General features: G+C 63.0%; 14 protein-coding genes and 1 pseudogene. 3 read left to right on the forward strand and 12 right to left on the reverse strand.

Annotation, left to right across the window (positions count from 1 at the left end; translation table 11 throughout):
- Positions 1–89: 89 nt before the first annotated feature.
- Positions 90–2198, reverse strand: coding sequence for a thioredoxin-like domain-containing protein (locus HG800_RS06200; protein ID WP_169974887.1), 2109 nt, complete (start codon positions 2196–2198; stop codon positions 90–92).
- Between the two features lie 255 nt (positions 2199–2453).
- On the opposite strand from HG800_RS06200, the gene HG800_RS06205 reads away from it, so the two are divergent.
- From HG800_RS06205 to HG800_RS06215, 3 genes are all read left to right on the forward strand, one after another.
- Positions 2454–3518 (forward strand): ribose-phosphate diphosphokinase, encoded by a 1065-nt coding sequence (locus HG800_RS06205; RefSeq protein ID WP_169975455.1) that lies wholly within the window; start codon positions 2454–2456, stop codon positions 3516–3518.
- Positions 3519–3627: 109 nt separating this feature from the next.
- Positions 3628–5055: a sigma 54-interacting transcriptional regulator gene (locus HG800_RS06210; RefSeq protein ID WP_169974889.1), complete on the forward strand. Its 1428-nt coding sequence runs from the start codon at positions 3628–3630 to the stop codon at positions 5053–5055.
- Positions 5056–5112: 57 nt separating this feature from the next.
- Entirely contained in the window at positions 5113–6255 is a 1143-nt protein-coding gene (locus HG800_RS06215; protein ID WP_169974891.1) for a VWA domain-containing protein, read from the forward strand.
- 17 nt (positions 6256–6272) lie between these two features.
- Here the strand turns inward: HG800_RS06215 and HG800_RS06220 are convergent, their stop codons facing one another.
- The 11 genes and pseudogenes from HG800_RS06220 to HG800_RS06270 all read right to left on the reverse strand — a co-directional run bounded on the left by HG800_RS06220 (position 6273) and on the right by HG800_RS06270 (position 19462).
- A complete protein-coding gene (locus tag HG800_RS06220; RefSeq protein WP_182830352.1) occupies positions 6273–7676 on the reverse strand; it encodes a hypothetical protein in 1404 nt (467 codons plus the stop codon).
- A gap of 70 nt (positions 7677–7746) precedes the next feature.
- Positions 7747–8832, reverse strand: a complete 1086-nt coding sequence (selD, locus tag HG800_RS06225; RefSeq protein ID WP_390622619.1) for a selenide, water dikinase SelD — start codon at positions 8830–8832, stop codon at positions 7747–7749.
- Between the two features lie 78 nt (positions 8833–8910).
- Positions 8911–9105, reverse strand: a pseudogene (locus tag HG800_RS06230) (Rdx family protein); the annotation flags it as partial.
- A 108-nt stretch (positions 9106–9213) separates the two neighbouring features.
- Positions 9214–10362 (reverse strand): AI-2E family transporter, encoded by a 1149-nt coding sequence (locus HG800_RS06235; RefSeq protein WP_169974896.1) that lies wholly within the window; start codon positions 10360–10362, stop codon positions 9214–9216.
- Between the two features lie 206 nt (positions 10363–10568).
- A complete protein-coding gene (locus tag HG800_RS06240) occupies positions 10569–11165 on the reverse strand; it encodes a nitroreductase family protein (protein ID WP_169974898.1) in 597 nt (198 codons plus the stop codon).
- A gap of 106 nt (positions 11166–11271) precedes the next feature.
- Complete coding sequence (locus HG800_RS28160) at positions 11272–13410, reverse strand: LamG domain-containing protein (RefSeq protein ID WP_169974900.1); 2139 nt, start codon at positions 13408–13410, stop codon at positions 11272–11274.
- A gap of 24 nt (positions 13411–13434) precedes the next feature.
- On the reverse strand, positions 13435–14481 hold the full coding sequence (locus HG800_RS06250; protein WP_169974902.1) for a hypothetical protein: 1047 nt from the start codon (positions 14479–14481) through the stop codon (positions 13435–13437).
- Between the two features lie 33 nt (positions 14482–14514).
- Entirely contained in the window at positions 14515–16404 is a 1890-nt protein-coding gene (locus HG800_RS06255; protein ID WP_235963361.1) for a hypothetical protein, read from the reverse strand.
- Between the two features lie 150 nt (positions 16405–16554).
- Positions 16555–17547 carry an AAA family ATPase gene (locus HG800_RS06260; protein ID WP_169974904.1) on the reverse strand — a complete coding sequence of 331 codons (993 nt, stop codon included), beginning with the start codon at positions 17545–17547 and terminating at the stop codon, positions 16555–16557.
- Positions 17548–17688: 141 nt separating this feature from the next.
- Positions 17689–18168, reverse strand: a complete 480-nt coding sequence (locus tag HG800_RS06265; RefSeq protein ID WP_169974906.1) for a DUF4404 family protein — start codon at positions 18166–18168, stop codon at positions 17689–17691.
- A 58-nt stretch (positions 18169–18226) separates the two neighbouring features.
- The gene (locus HG800_RS06270) at positions 18227–19462 is read right to left on the reverse strand and encodes an FG-GAP repeat domain-containing protein (RefSeq protein ID WP_169974908.1); all 1236 of its coding nucleotides are present in this window, start codon (positions 19460–19462) and stop codon (positions 18227–18229) included.
- Positions 19463–19570: the final 108 nt, after the last annotated feature.

The following is a 19570-nucleotide window of genomic DNA, read 5'->3' on the forward strand; positions in this document are numbered from 1 at the left end:
TTCTCAGGTGACGAATGATTGGGAAGGCTGGGGTCGTTTCGACCCCAGCCGATGAAGCGATGCCTCTTTCCGTCTGCCAGGGTCGAGACTCAAGGTGTCTCCTCGGCCGATGGCGGGGTCACGAGGATGGCCTCGCCTCCGGCCTCGGCAAACGAGACAGGGACCGTCCACTCATACTGCTTGACGGTGCAGAAGCCGCCGACCTCAGCACAGGCGAATATGGAGGCCGAGACCTTTAAGGTCAGCTCATCCCCCGCTTCGAACGATCGAGCCAGGGGGACAGGGATGGGGATCGAATCCCCCTCGGGCAGTACCGTCTCGCCCGTGTCGGACACACCCTTCGAAAGAGCGTCGGGTGCGTCGGGAGCCTCGACGAGGAAGAGGACGGGAGAATCAGGCTGAAGCTTGAAGCCAGGAATGTTCAGAGCCAGATCGATCGTAAAGGCTTCGCCGGGTCGAATCTCCGCCTTCGGCACGTCGATGGCAGTGGCGTTCGCGAAGGTCGGCTTCTGCTTCGGGGGTTCGGGAGGACCGATCCCCTCGATTGACAGGGTCCGGACCTCCTTCGACTCCAGGTCGTAGGCGCGGATGGCGTGGTTGTTCGTGTCGGCGATGTACAGCGTCGAACCCGCCAGGGCGATGCCACCGGGCTGGTAGAAGTTCGGCTCCGAGTCGGACGACCCGGGCTCCCCTGTCCCCACCAGCGAGGTGACAGAACGATCATCTGGGTCGCATGCCTTGATCTTGTTGTTGTACGTGTCGGCGATGTAGAGCGTGCCATCGTCGTATGCCAGTCCGAGGCAGTGCTGGAGTCGAACCTCGTCACCAGTGCCGTCGATATCGCCGAACTCAAAGAGACCCATGCCGACGACCGTATCGACCTGCGGTTCCTGTTCTCCTGAGAGCGAGACGCGCCGGATGCCCGAGACCTCCGAGTCGGCCACATACAGATACGTGCCATCAGTCGCAAGGCCGCTCGGCTGGGCAAAGGCTCCGGTGTCGTACGAGCCGTCGGTAATGTCCTCGCGGCCCGACCCAGCCCAGACGGACACCGTGTTCGTTTCCAGGTTTAGCTTCCAGAGTTGATGCGGTCCGGCCATGGCGATGATGAGCTCCGACGTCCCGGGGACCTGGATCAGGTCCCAGGGACTATTGAGTCCCTCATCCGTCCCCTGGAATGACCCGTTGCGTCGATACGACTGCTCGCCGTTGCCGGCGATGGTCTCGACCGTCTGGTTCGTCAGGTCCACCTTGCGGATCGCGTGGTTCTCGGTGTCGGCCACGTACAACGCACCATCGACCAGTCGCGTCCCCTGCGGCCGATTGAATCGGGCTGAGGCGAAGTCCCCATCTTCGAGCCCAAGCTGACCATTGCCGATGACGAACTGACCCTGCCCGTTCAGATCGGTGACAACGATCCGGTGGTGACTGGTGTCGGTGATGTACAGTCGGTTGTTCTCGGGATCGGCCGTAACCTTGCCGGGGAAGAGCAGGGGGCCGTCGCTTGGGCGGTCGCTCTCGGCGTAAACGATGAAGGGCGTCTCGTCCAGCTCCCCCTTCTCACGGTGCTGAGCCGCGAGCTTGCCGATAATCTCATCCAGCGTGTCGTAATGCCCCTCGCCGCTGATCGACCCTCGGAAGTTCCCCTTCGCGTCGATGAGAGCGAGCGTCGGCCAGGCTCGTACGCCGAAGCGCCGCCAGATCGCCATGTCGGCATCATTGACGACCGGGTGTTTGACCTGATATTCGCGTACCTTTTGACGGATGTTTTCCGAGTCGCGCTCGGCTTCGAACTTGGGCGAGTGCACGCCGATGACGACCAGCTCGTTGGGGTACTTCTTCTCCAGCTTCTCCAGGTCAGGGATGATATGGTGGCAGTTGATGCAGCAATAGGTCCAGAAGTCGAGCAAAACGATCTTGCCGACAAGGTCCTGCGTGCTGATCGGCTTGGCCGTGTTGAGCCAGTCGACACCCCCCGCAAACAGGTCTTGCGTGGCTCCAGGACCGAGTCCTTTCTCGTCCTGCACTCGCAATGCGGCGGCGTTCACCGTGGCTCCTTGCTCTTGAGGGGGATTGGCTCCCGGAGTCGTTCCGGCCTTCGGGACCGCATAAATGGCGACTCCAGCGGCGATGGCCAGGGTCGCGGCCATGGCCGCGACGGTTCGGGGTGCTGAGCGAATAACTCTCCGTGTGGTCATCGTCTGCGGCCTCTCCTGGTGCTCGGTCTCAATCGGCGACTCGTCTGGCACGTCGCGTGGCCTTCTGTCACCACTTGATTGTAGCGGTTCAGGTCCCAGGTATCATCGGTTTGATCGAGAATCGAGGCCTGGCTCCGCTGGTTCTCCCGGCAGGCCGGGGGTATACTCAAGCCTGTTCGTTCAGCCCCCGTGTCGCTGTATCACCGGGCGGTCTTTGCTCCCTTCGGTCGGCTCTCTCGCGAGGTTCCTCCCGTCATGGACCGCTCCTTGATCTGCACTTCCTCCAAGGACCGCGACCCCTACGGAGAGATGAAAATCTTCGCCGGGTCGGCAAGCCGGGGCCTCGCTCGGGCAATCTGTCGGCACCTCGGCGTCCCGCTCGCTCAGTCCGAAACGAAGATCTTCAGCGAGGGAAACATCTTCGTCCGCGTCCTCGAAAACGTCCGGGGGCGCGATGTCTACATCGTTCAAGGGACCGAGCAGCCCGTCAACGACAACCTGATGGAACTCCTCTTCTGGATCGACGCCTTCAAACGAGCCAGCGCCACGCAGGTCACGGCCGTCATCCCCTTCTTCTCCTACGCCAAGGGAGACAAGAAGGACGAGCCTCGCGTCTCCATCCGCGCCCGGGTGATTGCCGATGCCCTCGAAGCCGTCGGGGCTGACCGTGTCCTGACGATGGACCTACACAGCCCTCAGATCCAGGGCTTCTTCAAGATCCCCGTCGACCACCTCTACGCCGGACCCGTTCTCACCGCCTATTTTCGCAAGCTAAAGCTCCCCAACCTTGTCGTTGCCGCTCCCGATGTCGGATTCGCCAAGGCCGCGCAACGCTATGCCGACATGATGGGGTGCGATCTCGTCATCGGGAACAAGAACCGACCCGACCACGAGGAACGTGCCGAGATCCTCGATGTCATCGGAAACGTCAAGGGGAAGAACGTCCTGCTCGTCGATGACTTTACCATCTCCGGCGGTACCCTGATCGAGATGGCCCATGCCTGCAAGGCCCGTGGAGCGCTCGACGTGTACGCCTGCGTCTCCCACGGCGTCTTCTCCCGAGGATCGGCCGAGAAGATCCGCAACAGCCCGCTCAAACAGCTGGTTCTGACCGACACCATCGGCCACTGGCCCGAGCCCCTGGCCGAGAACTGCCGGCGGATCAGCGTCTCTCGCCTGTTCGCCGAGGCCATCCTCTCCATTCACCAGCGCGAGAGTGTGAGCCGGTTGTTCGATACCGAAGTCGAACCCGAACTGGTTGAGGTCTGCGACGATACCGAGACGACCCTGGACGATCGCTCGATCGCCGGTGCTCGTTGACGCCCCGCGATGCCCTGCCTAGCATGTCCTCTGGGAGTGTTGAGTGTCATCTGAACCCTCCGCCGTCCCGCATCGCCCTCGCTGAGTTGACCTCAAGGACGCAGCATCCATGGCATCTGACCGACCCCGGACCCTGGGCGAGCTGAAGCAGAGCGGTTACCGTGTCGAGTCAGTCAAGGACGAGATGCGCCGCAACCTCATCGCCATGATTCGCAGAGGGGAGCCGCTCTTCCCCGAAATTCTCGGCTACGAGGAGACCGTCGTCCCTCAGATTCAGAACGCCATCCTCTCAAAGCACGACATGCTGTTCCTCGGCACAAGGGGACAGGCCAAGACCCGGATGCTTCGGCAGCTTGTCCGTCTGCTCGATGACACCATCCCGATCGTCGACGGCTCTGAGGTCAACGACCACCCCTATCACCCCGTCAGCCGAGAGGCCCGCGACAAGCTCGATACAATGGGCGACGCCACACCGATCGCCTGGGTCGGCCGCGAGCAGCGTTATCAGGAGAAGCTCGCCACCCCAGACGTCACCATTGCCGATCTGATCGGCGAGATTGACATGATCAAGCACGCCGAGGGGCGCTACCTCTCCAGCGAGCTGACCATGCACTTCGGCCTTATTCCCCGCACCAACCGCGGCATCTTCTGCATGAACGAGTTGCCCGACCTCTCCCCCAAGATCCAGGTCGGCATGTTCAACGTGCTCGAAGAGCGAGACGTCCAGATCCGGGGCTACCCGGTCCGACTGGAACTCGACCTCTGCATGGTCTTCTCGGCCAACCCGGAGGACTACACCAACCGCGGACGCATTGTCACCCCCTTGAAAGACCGGATCGGCTCGGTCATCCGCACGCACTATCCGCTGACGCGGGATGTCGGCATCTCGATCAACGACCAGAACGCCTGGGTCGATCGCGCCGGGGAACAGGTGGCCGTCCCGTTCTTCGTCAAGGAGGTGGTCGAGGAGGCCGCACGCCTGGCCCGCACCTCCTCGCACGTGAACCAGGCGTCGGGCGTCTCGGTCCGCATGTCGATCGCCAACCTGGAGAACGTCGTCTCCAACGCCGAGCGCCGAGCCCTGGTCAACCAGGAATCCTGGGTGGTCCCCCGGGTCGGCGACCTCTCCCACGTCGTCCCCAGCACCCGCGGGAAGATCGAATTGACCATGGCCGATGACGACGGCTCGGAGGATGTGCTCATCGGTCGCATTGTCGGTGAAGCGATCAAGAACGTCTTTTCCGAGCGCTTCAACCCGAAGGAATTTCGCGCCGCCGTCGAACACTTTGATAATGGCGGAGGTGTGGAATTGACCGATGTTTTGCCGACGCGAGAACTGCTCAATCGCATCGAAAAAATTCCCGGCCTGCTCAAGAAGGCTGAGGACCTCGCCAAGGATTCGTTGCCCAACCTCTCCGACCCCGACCTGCATCACGCGGCCATTGCCGCCTCGGCCGAGTTCATTCTCGAAGGTCTTCATGTGCACAATCGTCTGAACAAGAGTGTCAAGGCGGGCGTGGCGTCCTACGAACGTTGATCCGAATCGGCCTGCGTCCCCGACCCTCCCCTTCGGCCACGGTCCATCGAGGCCCTCATGCCCCAGTACGAATATTCCAAATGGGACGGGTCGCAGGAGTTTCGCCCTCAGTCGGCCGAGAAGGCGTTTGACGAACTGAGCGAGTATCTGCTGCACTACGGGGACCAGGTCCTCCGCCAACTTGACCGCTTCGATGACGATGACAACCCGGAAATCGTCGAGTTGCTCCAGCAGGAAGGGTTGATCGAACGGGACCGTGAAGGAAAGTTCGTCGTCGCCCCCAAGGGGCTGCGACGCATCCAGCAAAGTGCGCTCACCGATCTGTTCCAGACCTTCAACCGGGATGCGATCGGCAAGCATGACTCTCCCCACAAGGGGGATGGCACCGTCCGACACGAGGACTCACGTCCTTATGTTTATGGTGATTCGCTGGCCAATTTGAACCTGCACGAGACGATCAAGAATGCCTACACCCGTCAGGGAGGGGGCGTGCCGATCCGGGTCGAGCGCGATGACTGGGTTGTGTATGAAACCGAGCATCAGACCCGTGCCGCCACCGTCGTCCTGATCGATATGAGTGGATCAATGGGGCGGTACGGCAAGTACGGTATGACGAAGAAGGTCGCGCTGGCGTTACAGGCGATGGTCCGGGCGCAGTACCCGACGGATTCGCTGGGAATGGTCGGGTTTTATACGCTCGCGAGCAAAATGACCGAGCGCGAATTATTGAATTCGGCCCCCAAGCCGGTCGGGCTGTTTGACCCTCGCGTGCACCTGCGAATCAGTCTGGATGCTCCACTCCCTCGGCAGGTCCAGCACTTCACCAACATCGACGCCGGCCTAAAGCTTGCGCGCAACATGCTGAACAAGCAGGCGGCCGAGAACAAGCAGATTATTGTCATCACCGACGGCGAGCCGACCGCCTACATCGAAGGACGCGAGGCCGTGCTCATCTACCCCCCCGCTGAGAAGACCGCCGCCGCCACCCTGGCCGAGGCCCGCCGGTGCGCCTCGGCCGGAATTCGCGTCTCGTCGTTCGCCCTGATCGAAGATTACTTTTATCTGGGCCTGGTGAACTTTGTCGAGGAGATGGCCCGCGTGACCCAGGGGGTTGCCGCGTACTGCTCGGCCGACGACCTGGGCAAATACGTCTTCGACAGCTTCGTCGGCGGCCGGAGGCAGCGGAAGATGACCCGCTGACGGATGCTCCGCTGGGATCACTCCCAGGGGTTCGGCTTCGGATTGGCCACGGGGGCGCGGATGAATCCGGAATCCTCGGGGGCCTCGTAATCAATCGCGGCAAGCTCCGGTGTCTCGATCCGCACCGAGCCGCGGATGCGGCTCTCCAGGGCCACGTCGAGGATGCCCCCGGTCAGTTGCGTGCGCTCGGCGGGGTAGGGGGGCTGGCCAGTGCGGAAAAAGTCCTCGATCCGCAGCACGAGCGGCGTGAAAAAGTCGGCGCCGGGTGGGGCAGGAAGATAGACAAGCGTGGACACGTCGGTGGGAATTCCGTCGTTATTCACGACCCGGCTAGCGATGGTTGTGTCATCAACGTGCCCGTTGAGGATCAGGACGGTCCCCTGGAAGCCGTCGGCGTACTCGACCAAGAAGGCGACCGGCTGGAGAAAGGTCGGTCGGCCGGCGGGGTGGACAAAGTCCTTGGTATTCTGCCGGACGTCGCCGGGATTCCGGGTGTAGCTGCGGCTGAGGGCCTCGTCGAGCAGTTCCCAGGACCAGCGGCCTGTGTCTCCGGCCTCCCAGACGGCGTCCCCTTCCAGATAGGTTACGGCCACGACCCCTTGAGGCTTGCCGCCCCGGTCGCGCCGCTCGACCATGCACTGGAGCGTTTCCAGGGCATGAAATCCAAAGATCTCGATTTCTCCCCGAGATGCCACCAGGGCATCCTGCCAGGTCTTGCCGAGCGGGACCTCCAGGTGGGGGATGCGCCAGGTGACCGGCAGGCTCGAACCGGCCATGAGGGGCACGCCCAGCTCGCGGGCGGAGGCGATCATCTCGGCCGCTTCGGACCGATCGTAAGAGAGGTGTTTGTCGATGAAGACCGGCACTCCGCGGCCCGAACGCCGGACCACGTCGAGCACCTCCCGGAAGTAGGCACCCCTCGGATAGCGCTTCTGGAGCTTCTCGTTGAGCGGATAATCGCCGTGCTCGGCGATCAGCAAAATCGCGTCGACGGCCAGGTCTCCCGAGCCGAGCGTCAGCGCGTCCTCGATCGTCGGGCTCAGTCGGACGCCGTGCTCGGCGGCCTTGGCCCGGCCCAGGTCACCGACCCCCGAGGGGGCGACCCCGTCCGGGAACTGTTCGATGTACAGGCTGCTGATCTCGACATCGGGCCGGTAGTGGCCCCGCCCGTCGTGGACGACGAACCCGTCAAGGAACCTTCCGACGATATGATACGCGTGGGAAAGATAATAATACGTCGACGCGAGTGCGGCGACCTTCAGGCGTCCTTGCTTCGGCTCGGGAAGCGGGCCGCCGAGGGCGTGGGGGATGGCGGCCGGGCTGGGGCGATCGGCTGCGGAAACGGCGGCTCCTCCACCGGGCAGCATGACCGACAGGCTCGCGGCGTTCAGGAATCCTCGGCGGGTCAGGTCGTCTTGCATCACCCTCTCCAATCGTCCGGGATCAATCCGTCGTTGTGATTCACGACGATCGGCTCTCGAATCGTCCACGTCAAGCATCGACCGACGGAACGGGAGCGGATTGGCCGAGCCGTAACGCGATTCCCTCGACCCGAGGGATCACTCGGCCAATGACGGCCGCGGCCAGTGTCTCCCGTTGCCTCAATTCCCTGATCAAGGCATCGAGATGTGCCGGATCAACCGCAACGAGCAATCCGCCGGAGGTTTGAGCGTCGAACGCAAACTCGACGCGCTTCGAATTGGCCTCCGGCGCGATGTCCAGTCGTCCGGCCAGGAATGCCCGATTGGTTGCGCTGGCCCTCGTGAAGTTCCTGGGGATGGCCAGCGGCTCCGCCCCTTCGATCACCGGCAGTGCGTCGAGATCCAGCTCAATGGTTACGCCCGATCCATCGGCCATCTCGGCGGCGTGCCCTGCGAGACCGAAGCCGGTTACGTCGGTCAGGGCATGGACGCCCCCGGCGGCTCTCCCCGCCTCGCTCGCATCGGCGTTCAGGCGGATCATGCTCGCGATGGCCCGTTCGAGCACAACGCTCGGACATCGGTTGTTCTTGGCCGCCGTGGTCACGAACCCGGTCCCGAGTGGCTTGGTCAAGACAAGCACATCGCCCGGCCTGGCTCCTGAGTTGGTCAGGACGTCGTCGGGATGGACCAGCCCGGTAACACTTAGTCCGAACTTGATCTCGGAATCTCTCACCGTATGGCCACCTACGACCGACGCCCCGGCCGCCGCCACGCGTTCCCCCGCCCCGGCAATGATTTGCCCGAGAATCTCCAGGGGCAATTGATCGTCGGGGAAGGCGGCGATGTTCAATACCGTCAACGGCCGGCCGTTCATCGCATACACATCTGAAAGCGCATTCGCCGCCGCAATTTGGCCGAAGATGTACGGGTCGTCGACGAGCGGGGGGAAGAAATCGACGGTTTGCACCAGCGCGACATCGGGCGCAATGCGATACACGCCTGCGTCATCGCACGTTTCGGTGGCGACGAGCAAGTCGGCGGGTCGGGGGGGTGTCGGCAAGCCGCGCAGAACCTGCGCGATCCCCTCGGGGGGAAGTTTGCCTGCTCACCCGGCACAGTTGGCGTAGTCGGTCAGGCGTTTCTGTCGTCCGAACATGCTGAACACGGGCTCCGCGGCCGGTCGTTCCGGCTGTGTTGCTGGTGGAGTCTTCTGATCGGCCGCGAGCATCCTGGCTCAGCCCTGAAGCAGGCTACCGATCTCCTCGATCAGCCTGGCCTCGTCCGGGAACTGCCCTGTTTTGAGTTTCGAGTAGACGAGGGTTGTGCCTACCGTCAGCTCGAAACATCCTCCCTTGGAGGGGATCAGGGTGAACTGGCCGATCTTCTGCTTGAATCGAGGAAGGAGTTTTGCCGTCAAACTGACAGCCTGGGGTTCGTAGTTTCAAAGAGCGCAATATTCAAGAGTAATGTCCACTGGACGTATTTCCTGGGTTCGAGAAGGGAGTTAAGCCACCTGCGTTTTGTGTGAATATGTGATTCAGTTCGAATTCGACCTCCTGGCCAAGAGCCATCGGCGCGGAGCAGAGAGCTCTCCTGGTGTTTCCGGTGTCACCGAGGGTTCGGGCGTCGATTCTGCCAGGCTCATGAGATCGGCCCAGTGGCGAAGCGACGGTAAGTGCTGAAAGACCAATTTCAGGCTCACGGTGATCGGAATGGCGAGGATCAATCCCATCAATCCCCAGAGGAACCCCCAGAACAGGCAGGCGATCAGGACCGTCGTCCCGTTCAGGTCGAGCGATCGACCCATGACGTAGGGCATGACCAGATACCCCTCGACGGTCACGATCACCAGGAAAACTGAGGCGACAATCAGGCCGTCGGCGATGGAGCCCCGCTGACCCAGGGTGATCAGCACCGACAACGCCCCGGCTGCGACATTGCCAAGATAAGGGATATAGTTCGTCACCGCGGCGAATACTCCGAGTGCCACGGCAAAATCGATCCCCAGCAGCATCAAGGCGACCGCCGTGGCCACTCCGAGCCCGATGTTCAACACGGTCCGGGCCAGCAAGTAGGCGCGAATCTTGCGGGTCAGGTTCTTCAAGGTCCGCTCGACTGCCTTCGACTCGCCCGACTCGACTGAGATCAGGTGCACCAATCGAGGGACAAGCGAGTCCCCCTCGGCGAGGAGAAAGAGGACCAGGAACAGAACGATCAACCCGTACCCGACCCAGGTTGTCAGGTCCGAGAGGCGATAGTTCAGTGAGTTGACCAGTAGCTCGCGATTCGTGTAGCCGAGGATGTCGATCGTCCCCGGCTCAGGCAGGATGTTGGCCAGATAGGGATGATCTTTACCGGCGTCGTTGACCAGATCGCTGACCTTGGAGGCCAGCCTTTCCACATCGGCAGGGAAGGTGGCGGCGGCTCGAACAAGGCTCTCGGCTGTCAGACTTGCGCCGTAAAGTCCGGCCACGGCGAGCAGGAGAAAGAGAATCACCGCCGCTCCGACCGGACCCACCGGCAACAGTTTTCTCAGCAGATGGGTGGCCGGAGACAGCAAGCAGGTCAACAGAATCGAGAGGGCAATCGTGATCAGGATCGGCTTGAGTAAATAGAGCGCGGCAATCAACCCAAGCGTTGCCAGGATCGTGAGCGATGAACTGGCCGGTTTGGCTGATGATTCCATCCGGCCTCCTCCCGCTCGGACCTTCTGGGTAAGCCACTCGCTGACTTCACAATTCAATCTTCGGGAAGACGGGCCGGCAAGACAAGAGTTCCCTGGAGAGTTCGCAGGTTCTTCCGCGTCGATTGGCCCGATCACCCGGCTTGAATGGACATGGGTAGGTTCTCGCCGAAGATCGTCGTTTTCCTCGCCCGAGGCAGTCTCAGACGTCAGAACGCGAACGGCCCTTCGCAGATGCTCTGTTCAATGGGACGGCGGTTCGAGGGCACCTCGCGCTGACGAAGATCGTCGGGCAAGCGCTCCGGGTCGCCCGGCCTACCGAGGGCGATCATCGCGGCCACCTCATACTCCTCGGGGACATGGAGCGCCGTCCTTGCCGTCTCGTAATCAAACCCGGCCATCCCGTGAACCACCAGCCCCATAACTGCTCCTTGCAAGGCCAGGTTTTGCCAGGCGGCGCCGGCGTCGTACAGGTGAACCGGGTTGGGTGCCCCGGTGTTCGAAAAGAACTTGTGCGCGACCACAACAACAAGCACGGATGCCTTCGTGCACCATCCCTGGTTGCCTGGAACGAGCAGGTCAAAGAACGTCTGCCAGTGCTCCGAGCCCTGATGGGCGTAGAGAAAGCGCCACTCCTGCTCGTTGCGGGTCGAGGGAGCCCAGCGAGCGGCTTCGAAGAGTCGTTTGAGCTCCCCATCGGAGATCGGCTCTCCACTCATGGCACGGGGGGACCACCGCTTGAGGAAGATCGGCTCAATCGGATGATCAGCCTTTCGCACGGTCAACGGGTTCGGATGCTGCCCCATCAGTGGATCGACTCATTCAAGGGGATGGGATGACGAGGAGGCGGGCTCCCTTGCCTCGCCTCATCGTTGGGATTGTACGCGGTTCGTGCCCGAGGGCGTAGGATCGTTAGTCTGCATGCTCCGAAGTCGTTGCTTCAAAGAGGGATCCAGCCTCTTCGGCCGACAAGGCCCGGTCGAACACAGCGACCTCGTCGAGCTTCCCTTCGAGACCGGCGAACCGGTCGGTTCGTCCTCCGAAGACGAGTGTCGCCTTGTGGTCGGGGCGGGTGACGGGCAACTCGGCATCGATGTCTGGCTGAGTCTCGCCGTTCAGGAAGACCCGGACACGATTCCCCTCGCGGACCAGGACAACATGGCACCATTCCCCTCGGGGAAGCTCGCTCCGGCCGACACGAATGTCGTTGGCGTGATAGCCGTTGAAGACGAACAGCCGACCGGGCTGAACATCGTGATGAGTCCCGCCGATCCCCAGGTGATCGCCAGGTGCTTCGGAGTCGCCCTCAGGACCGATCGATGCCAGATAACCGGTCACCGCCCTGGCGTCGGAGGGCAGACCGTTCCAGAACCAGAAGGCGAGACTGTAGGCGTCGTTCAGTTCGATCGCCTCGGCCACGAGTCTCCCACCCGCGCAATGAATTGCGCGGTTCGATCCCTCGTTTCTTCCGACGAGGGCGGGGCGATCGGGGCCAGGCAACGCGAGCGCGACTCCCGGCTCGACGCGAGCGGAAGCCCCCTGCATCAGGTTGGCGGGTTGAGAGCCATCGAGCTCGTCCAGTCGGAAGTAGGCGATGGGACCCAACTCGACGACCGACTCGGCGTAGGAACCCCCTTGAGGACGAATCGGCCGTCGAGATGCTCCTGAAACTTGCTCAAGCAGTTCCACCAGGGCCGCGACAATCTTCGGTTCGGCCTCGACCTCCAGCCCAGCGGTCCGCGCGGGCCACGTGGTGTACCCCCCCAGCGCGTGCTGTTCGGGAGGGGGGATATAGCCATCCGCGCCGTTGGCCAACTCAATGTTCATGGTAATAGGCAGGGGGCTGGCCGCTTTGAGTTTCAGGCCGGTGATCCCGTATACCTCATTCGGAATGGCGGTGATCCCGAGTTCTCCGATCCTGATGGCCTGGAGCTTCAACTCGCGCTCAGGAACGTCGAGCAGGTGGAATTGTTCCAGGGCGTAGACTTCCGGAATGGCACGCGGCTCCTCTCCCTCCATTTGCGATCGCACCGAACGTGCCCAGGTCTGACGCTCCTCGTCGGGCAACCGTCGTCCGAGGGTCAAGGTGGTTTCGGCCATGGCCAGGGTCACATCGTCGCGATAGGTGATGCCTTCGAGGGCACCGAGTGCAACCTCGGCGACAGCATCGGCGTAGGAGATCACATCGCGATCGGGGGCGGGAGCCCCGTAGTCCATCCACATCAGGTCACCGCTGGTCCCCTGCGACATCGAGACGACCAGCCCTTCGCCGCCGCCGAGCGCCTCGGCCACGGTGGTCGAGAACCGGCCGAAATAGTCGGCCGAGATGGCCTCGGTTCCGTAATAGTGCATCGAGTAATTCGCCAGGACACCCATTGGCGAGCCGTCCGCGGCCTGGATGGCGAGGAGCGAGAGCGCCGGGTCGACCGGGCCAGAGGGGCCGATTGTGTCGGGGTTCTGGTGCCCCGGGTGCATGTTGGCCCGGACGGTGCGCAGGCCGAAAGGATCGGTCAGCATCCGATCGGAGCGATAGATCCATCGCCGGCAGAAGGTATGCTCGAAATCGTCGACGACCGCACCACCCACCCTGGCCGGTTCGAGCCGACTGGCCGCCTCGACGATCGCCTCGGCGAGTTTCGAGGGGAGCGAGGCGGCATAGGCCGGGTCGACCGGGCAGCCGAGGCACCCCATCGCCGCCGGGGCCGTATGGGTGTGGGTCGCCGAGACCATCATCCGGTCGGTCGGGATGCCCGCGCGGTCGGAGGCGAGCGCCTTGGCTTCGTCGATCAGCTCGCGAGGCATCATGCACGTATCGACAACGCAAAGCGCGATTCGAGTCTGGCCGTCATCCAGCACGAAGGCCCGGGCGAAGAGCGGGTCGCGTACCTGATCGGCGTCCCTGCGAAGGAACCCGCCATTGATGATGGCAGGGAGGGTCTCCGGAGAGATCTCGACCGCTGCGACCCCAGCCCGGAATCCTTCCGCCCCGGCCTGCGACCGAAGCCCGCCGAGGCAGGCGGCAAGCACCGCGAGAGAAACACCATATCGCACTGTTACGCTCCGATCATGAAAACATCAGCCTGCGATTCCTGGTCGGACGACGGGAACCTCGCCGGGTTCCTCGGAAAAGCTGTCAAGGCATCTGCGTAATTCTGGGGCAAGAGCATCGAATCGCTTCGATTCGAGCGTAAACTTCGTTTCGTAATCGAAACGACCTCCCTGGAAGCGTCGTTCGAGCACTGTCATTGAAAACGAGCCTCGCTGCGTGCGGACGACCGTTTGTACCGCCTTGCCCACTCCGGGCTGGTCAATGACTTCACACGAGAGCACCTCGCAGCCCGGCTCCTCGCGTTGTAACAATTCCGGGATTTCCAGCACCAAGCGATCCGGATCGAACCGAGCGGATGGTCGGGCGATTACCAGGAAGTTGTCCGACCAGATGCCGAAGGCCGGCCCATTGGCAAAGAGCAACGCGAGCTGGCTAGGGGCCAATGCCGGCTGCCAATGTTCGGGGAGATCGATCGCAAAGTTGAATTCATTTTGAATCCAGCGGTTTGCGTCGTCATTCGCGTCTCGGGTCGCCCCGGTGTCGGGCGGGGAGAAGGTGGCCTCGCCGATCATGGACTCGAACGCGACCATCGTCTCCGCATGGGATGGATCTTCGAGATCGAGGTTAATCTTGAAGACATACATCTGCCGATGGGCGACTCGGCGAACGGTGGTTTCTCTCCAGGTGCCTCCGAAGGGAGGGCGGAACTCGGTGACGGTGATCAGGCGGGGCGCTCCCTCATGCTCGATCAGTTCGTTGCGGATCAATTCGCCGGGAATCCTCCCTCGCTCGGCGTTCGCATCGATGCGGGTCCGGTATTCATCGAGCGATTCGGGCGCAAGGGCGAGTTCGCAGCCGACCGCCGCGGGGCGCTCCGGATCGCGTTGGGGAACCCGGGCCACGAAAATCAGGTCGTCTCGCTCGCGGATGACGACGTCCCAGTTTGCGGCAAGAGGACACGTGATTCCATATTTGTCCGAGGAGAACGATTCGTTTGTGGTGTGAGGCTTTCCTTCGTCCGCGATCGTTGCCAAGACAAGAACGACCGCAAGCCCTCCCGTGATTGTCCCCATCTGTTCCCCCTGTTGATGTGGGCTCCGCAGTCCTTACATGTCTCTGATGAAGTCTGCCGCATACGAGCGGACATGTTTGCCATTGAGCACGTGAAACGTACGCAGGCGTTCTAGAAGCTGTCCGCTGAACCGTTTGATCGGGAGATGGATCAGCTTGCGTCCATGACGCCGTGCCAGGCGTCGCCACGAGGCCGGCGGCGGCTTGGGGCTGACCAGCGCGACATGCCGTTCCTTGCTGTGCAAGAGAGCCCCGCCGAGCAAGCGTTCTTCCAGCGTTTCGAGGCGGTCGAGTCGCGGGTCTTCCCAGACGTCCGGGATCAATCGAGGAGGATAGAGGAACAGGGCACCGCCGTATTCCGCCTGGGCGATTCCCGGCCCGATCAGGTTTTGCATCGGGTCGGTCGCGAAGAAAGCCAGGGTCGATTCCTCGGCGTGCTCTGCGAACCAGGTGGCACGATGGACGTAGACTGCGGGATCGGCCGGCACGTCGAACAGGAAGACGACCGCGTCGATCGACCCCCGGCTCGGCGGGATGACCTTGACATAAAGATCACCCTTATGAAAATTTCTCAAGGTTTCGCGAATGTCGATGCCATCGCGGACGCTCGTGGTAAATTTCTCGGAGCGAGCGAGGTCGGCTCCCAGAATGGCCTTCGCTTGCTCGGCTACATGGCGCTGGAAGCTCTCGATGCGGTGGTCTTCCGGAGGCCACGAGCACATCCCGTAGGGGTCCCATCGCTGCTTCCACTTTTTTTGATCCGGCTCGTCGGGTTTCGGGCGCAGTTCGCACGATCGCCAGGAAATCGCCTGACCGGGCAATCGGCTCGTCATGGTCGCAGTGCCCCAGGCCGGGACCTCGGCACGACCGTCTCCCATGCGGAGGTTCGGTTCGTTCCACCACCAGGGGCGTTCACCCCGATCGAACGTGTCGGCGTAGGGATAGTTGCGGGCTTCCTCGCCGATTGCCAGCGCGAAGTCGTCTCCCGCCGTCTGCTTCGCCGCGATCACCAGCGAATAGAGATCCGGCGTCAACCTTCGTTCGATGAGGGAAAGATTGCGGACATAACGGATGTAAACCGAGAGCAATTGCGGGGTGATCCGGTTCGCGACCTTCGGGCGATCCTTCGAGAGCCGTTCCCGAGCGGCCAGGGCCATCTCCTTCACGCCATCGACCGACAGGTTCTCGTCGTCGGTTAACTCGCGCCGACCGCGCTCGTAAAGCCCAGTGATAAAGGGCAACTCCCCGAGCAGGAAGATCAGGGTTTGGGGGTCTACCTGGCAGGTTCTCATCTGAGGCAAGAACCATTCCGGTTGGGGTGACTCGACGTTACGGTGATAAGCGTCCCGCACCCAGGGCCAATCCATGAGCGAACAGACGAACAGAATCGATTCGTGCTGATGTTCCAGTTCCCTGAGCTTCGCCGCCATCCAGGCAAAGCGAGCCGCCTCGGAACTGTCCGGGTCGGGTGGGGGAACTGCCGGAAGCATTGCCGCGGCGAACCCTTCGATGCGGACCCGCTTCAGGGCGTACGGGTCGGGGTAGTCGCCGGTTCGTCCTTCGAACCGAGGAGATTCTCGATCGATGAACGCTCTCGGAATCCGCTCTCCCATCGCCGTCCGGATGGCCGCGATCACCGGCTGGCACGGGTCGATTGGAACATGCGTAAATCCGTCGGACTCACCTTCGGCGTCGCGTTGCAAGACGATCGAGATCGACGGCAGGGCGTCGACCGCCTCCTCCACCTCGTCCCGGAAGGACGGAGGTAATGGAATCGCCACGCAATCATACGGGTGCGCGAGCAATTCTTCCCGGACCCGGATCGCGCAGTCTCCCGAGCCGTGGATGATCGGCAGGGCCCGGACCTTTGGCCCGATGGAAAGCACGTCGTTGGGCAGCGATCGGTCGTCGGGAGGCTTCGTCAACGGGACCGGCTCCGCTCTTGGTGTCGCGTTTCGTGCTGACTCGGTCAAAAATGCACGCAGGTTGAGGAGGAACTCCAGCCGAGAAGAGTCGGTTGGGGGGAGGCCGGGTGGTCCTGATGGTCGTCCGTCGGAGGAAGGTTCGGGCGGGACTTAGTAAGCATCGTCGTCGTCCTCCTCGTCCTCCTCGTCCTCGAAATCGGCGTCGGGGTGGAGCGGATCGTCGGGGGAGAAGAAGAGGTCGCCGAGGCCCATCGGGGTGGCCTGGCCGCCGAGGGAGCGGCGGCGGCGGTGGGCGAGGGCGTCGAGGTCGGCCGCTTCTTCACCAAGAACGCAGAGGATCGACTCGGCCCAGGCGCGATCGCGGCCGAGGGGGTGGTCGGGGTCCTGGGCCATCCGTTTGATGGCGAAGCGGAGGATGTTGATGCCGTCCCTCGGGGAGAAGTCGAGCCGAAGCTCGTGGGCTTTCTGCAGGAAGTCGACGGTCATCTCCAGCAGCTCGGAGGCGGCGAAGGGCAGGTGATACTTGAGGATCGCCATCTCGTCGTCGCGCTCGGGGAAGCCGAGGGCGAGTTGCGGCTGGAGCCGGCTGAGGATGTAGTCAGGGACCTCGTAGGTCGACTCGTCCTCGTTCATCGTCACGCAGCAGCGGAAGTCGGGATGGGCCTTGATGGTGATGCCGGCGATGATGCTCTCGACGTAGCGGCGATGGTCGAGCAGGGGGGCGAGGCTCGCCCACGACTTCTCGTTCATCCGGTTCCCCTCGTCGAGAACGCAGACTCCCCCGACGATCATCGCCGTGACCAGGGGGGAGGCGTGGTAGGCGATCTTCCCTTGCTCGGAAAGGACTGGGGTCACGAGCAGGTCTTCCGGCCGGGTGTCGGCCGTGCACTGGTTGATATAAAGCGGCTGCGTGCGCAGCTTGGCGGCGGCCATGGCCAGCGTGGTCTTGCCAATGCCGGGCGGTCCCACGAGTCGGGGAGATAGGGGGAGATCCTTCGGGTCGACCATCAGCCAGCAAGCCGACAACTGGCGGAGAATCTCGTCCTGGCCGATCCACTCCTGCTCGGTGGCGTCGGGAACGCTCAGGTGCAGGGTCACGCCGCCGATTTCGACTGTTTTGGCCTGCTGGGCTGATGCCGCCATGCGCCGATCGTCCCTTCGTCTCGTCTTGCGGCCGGCCCCGGCCGATTGCCCTATGGTGCGGTGCACGTTGATGCTGAGTTGCAGTCTAACGGAGGATTCCGCGACGGGCGAGCGCCGGGTTCAGGCAAATCGACTCGGCGATCAGATGCCAATCTGTGCCAGGAGATCGAGGAATCGCCGGACGACCTGCGTGGCGAAGGGGGCCTCGGCCTCGGCGTGAGCGGCGGCCTCGTCGAGCCGGGCTCGGGTGGTCGAGAGGAACCCTTCGTCACGGTGCTCGTGGAGGGCTCGGGCCAGGGCCGAGGCGCTGGTGGCCAGATTGGCCGCGGTTTCCGGGGGAGCGTTCGGGTCGAGTGCCTGGCCCAGTTCGTCGATCAGCTCGGCCAGGCGGCCGCGTTCCTCGGGGTCGAGGTGGTGCGCGTCGCGCAGCAGTTTGGCCGATTCCATCAGGTTCGCCCGGAGCTGGTCCAGGTGTTCGGGTTCGGCGGGGGGCGGGGTTTCCTGAGCCATTGCGGGAGCGTCCTCGGAGCGGGGGCAAACCGATGCGGTGGCAAACTCCACCGCCGTTCGCTCCATTATTGATTCATCGCCGGGGATGATGAACCCCCGAGCCGTCGTCATTCCGTCGATCCGGCGTCTCAGGTAGCTCAAGCTGTCCTGAGGGTCGAGCCAACGCGGATCATCTGCGCTGCTGATTCAGACCCGGATTTTCGTACCAGATCACTCCCAGGCCATCGGTTTCTTCACAGGTCAAGACGTCGAGATCGCCGTCGCCGTCGAGGTCGATCAGGCGGACGAGGTCGAATTTCGTCCCCTCCTGTACGCCGCTGATTGTCCGCAGGCGTACTGGGCCTCCGATCTTGTTGCCGGTCCAGGTGATCTGGACGAGGCCATGCTTCCCCCGGGCGTTCTCGGTGGAGACGACCAGGTGGAGCCAGCCGTCGCCATTAAGTTCGCCGACGGCCACCGCCTTGCCGGTCCCGATCGCATCGCCGAGCGGGATGCGATACGATCGCCAGGCCTCATCTCCCTGACGGAAGATCAGGACGCCCCGATCGCGGGTGGCCACGAGGATGTCCTCCCGACCGTTGAGGTCGGCCACGTCGAGGAACATCACCTCGGCGTCCTCGCCGCCGATCGCGTGCTCGACCCACTCGGCCGAGTGCGCCGTCCCCTGGCGTTCGAGCCAGAAGACGCCTCGGCGATCGCCGCGACGGTCGGAGCAGATCAGGTCAAGGTCGCCGTCGAGGTCCAGATCCCTCGCCACGATGGACATGATCCAGCCGACCGGGCGGATCGGGTGCCACCGCCAGGCACTCAGGTCGCGGGCGTTCTCCGGCGCTTCGAGCCAGCCGAGGCTCGCCCCGTCGTTCTTGCCCGCAACGACCAGATCGACGCCGAAGCGGCCATCGACCTGCATTGGCTCGCACCACATCCACTGCTGCTTCCCGACGGTTGCGGGAATCGGTTCGGTAGTCCAGGCGTCGGGATCGAGCAAGGCAGCCGGGTCGCCCGGGTTCCAGTGGACGAAGACGGTCCGGGTGTTCCCCTCGCACGAGCTGACGACATCCGGGAAGCCGTCCCCATCCAGGTCGACGATGACCGCGTCTTCGGGAGTGACAACCTGACCAACGGTGACAGCCGGCCACGGAGCCTTCGCCCGATCGGGACCAGGGTTCAGGTATACGCGAACGATCCCCCCTTCTTCCCAGCCGGTGGCAAGGTCGAGCAGGCCATCGCCGTTGAGATCGGCCAATCGAACGCCGTCGGCCCCCTGTGAGGAGCGGTCGATCGTATGGTGGAGCCAGCCTTCAGCCTCGTAGTCGTACGTTGTGGCAATCGCGATGTCGCCACTGTTGACCGTCAGGCAAATTGTGACGAACCAGGCCAGGGGAAGAGGCATGAGCAAGGGCATGGCGGGTGGTCTCGTCCGGGTAGATCGGTCCTGCCGTCCTTGGGTAACGTCCCCAAGGCGAACGGGGCGTTCGGCTCCGATCCTAACGTAACCGGGACAACCATCTCG

This window comes from Tautonia rosea (genome assembly GCF_012958305.1).
Classification (GTDB): Bacteria; Planctomycetota; Planctomycetia; order Isosphaerales; family Isosphaeraceae; genus Tautonia; species Tautonia rosea.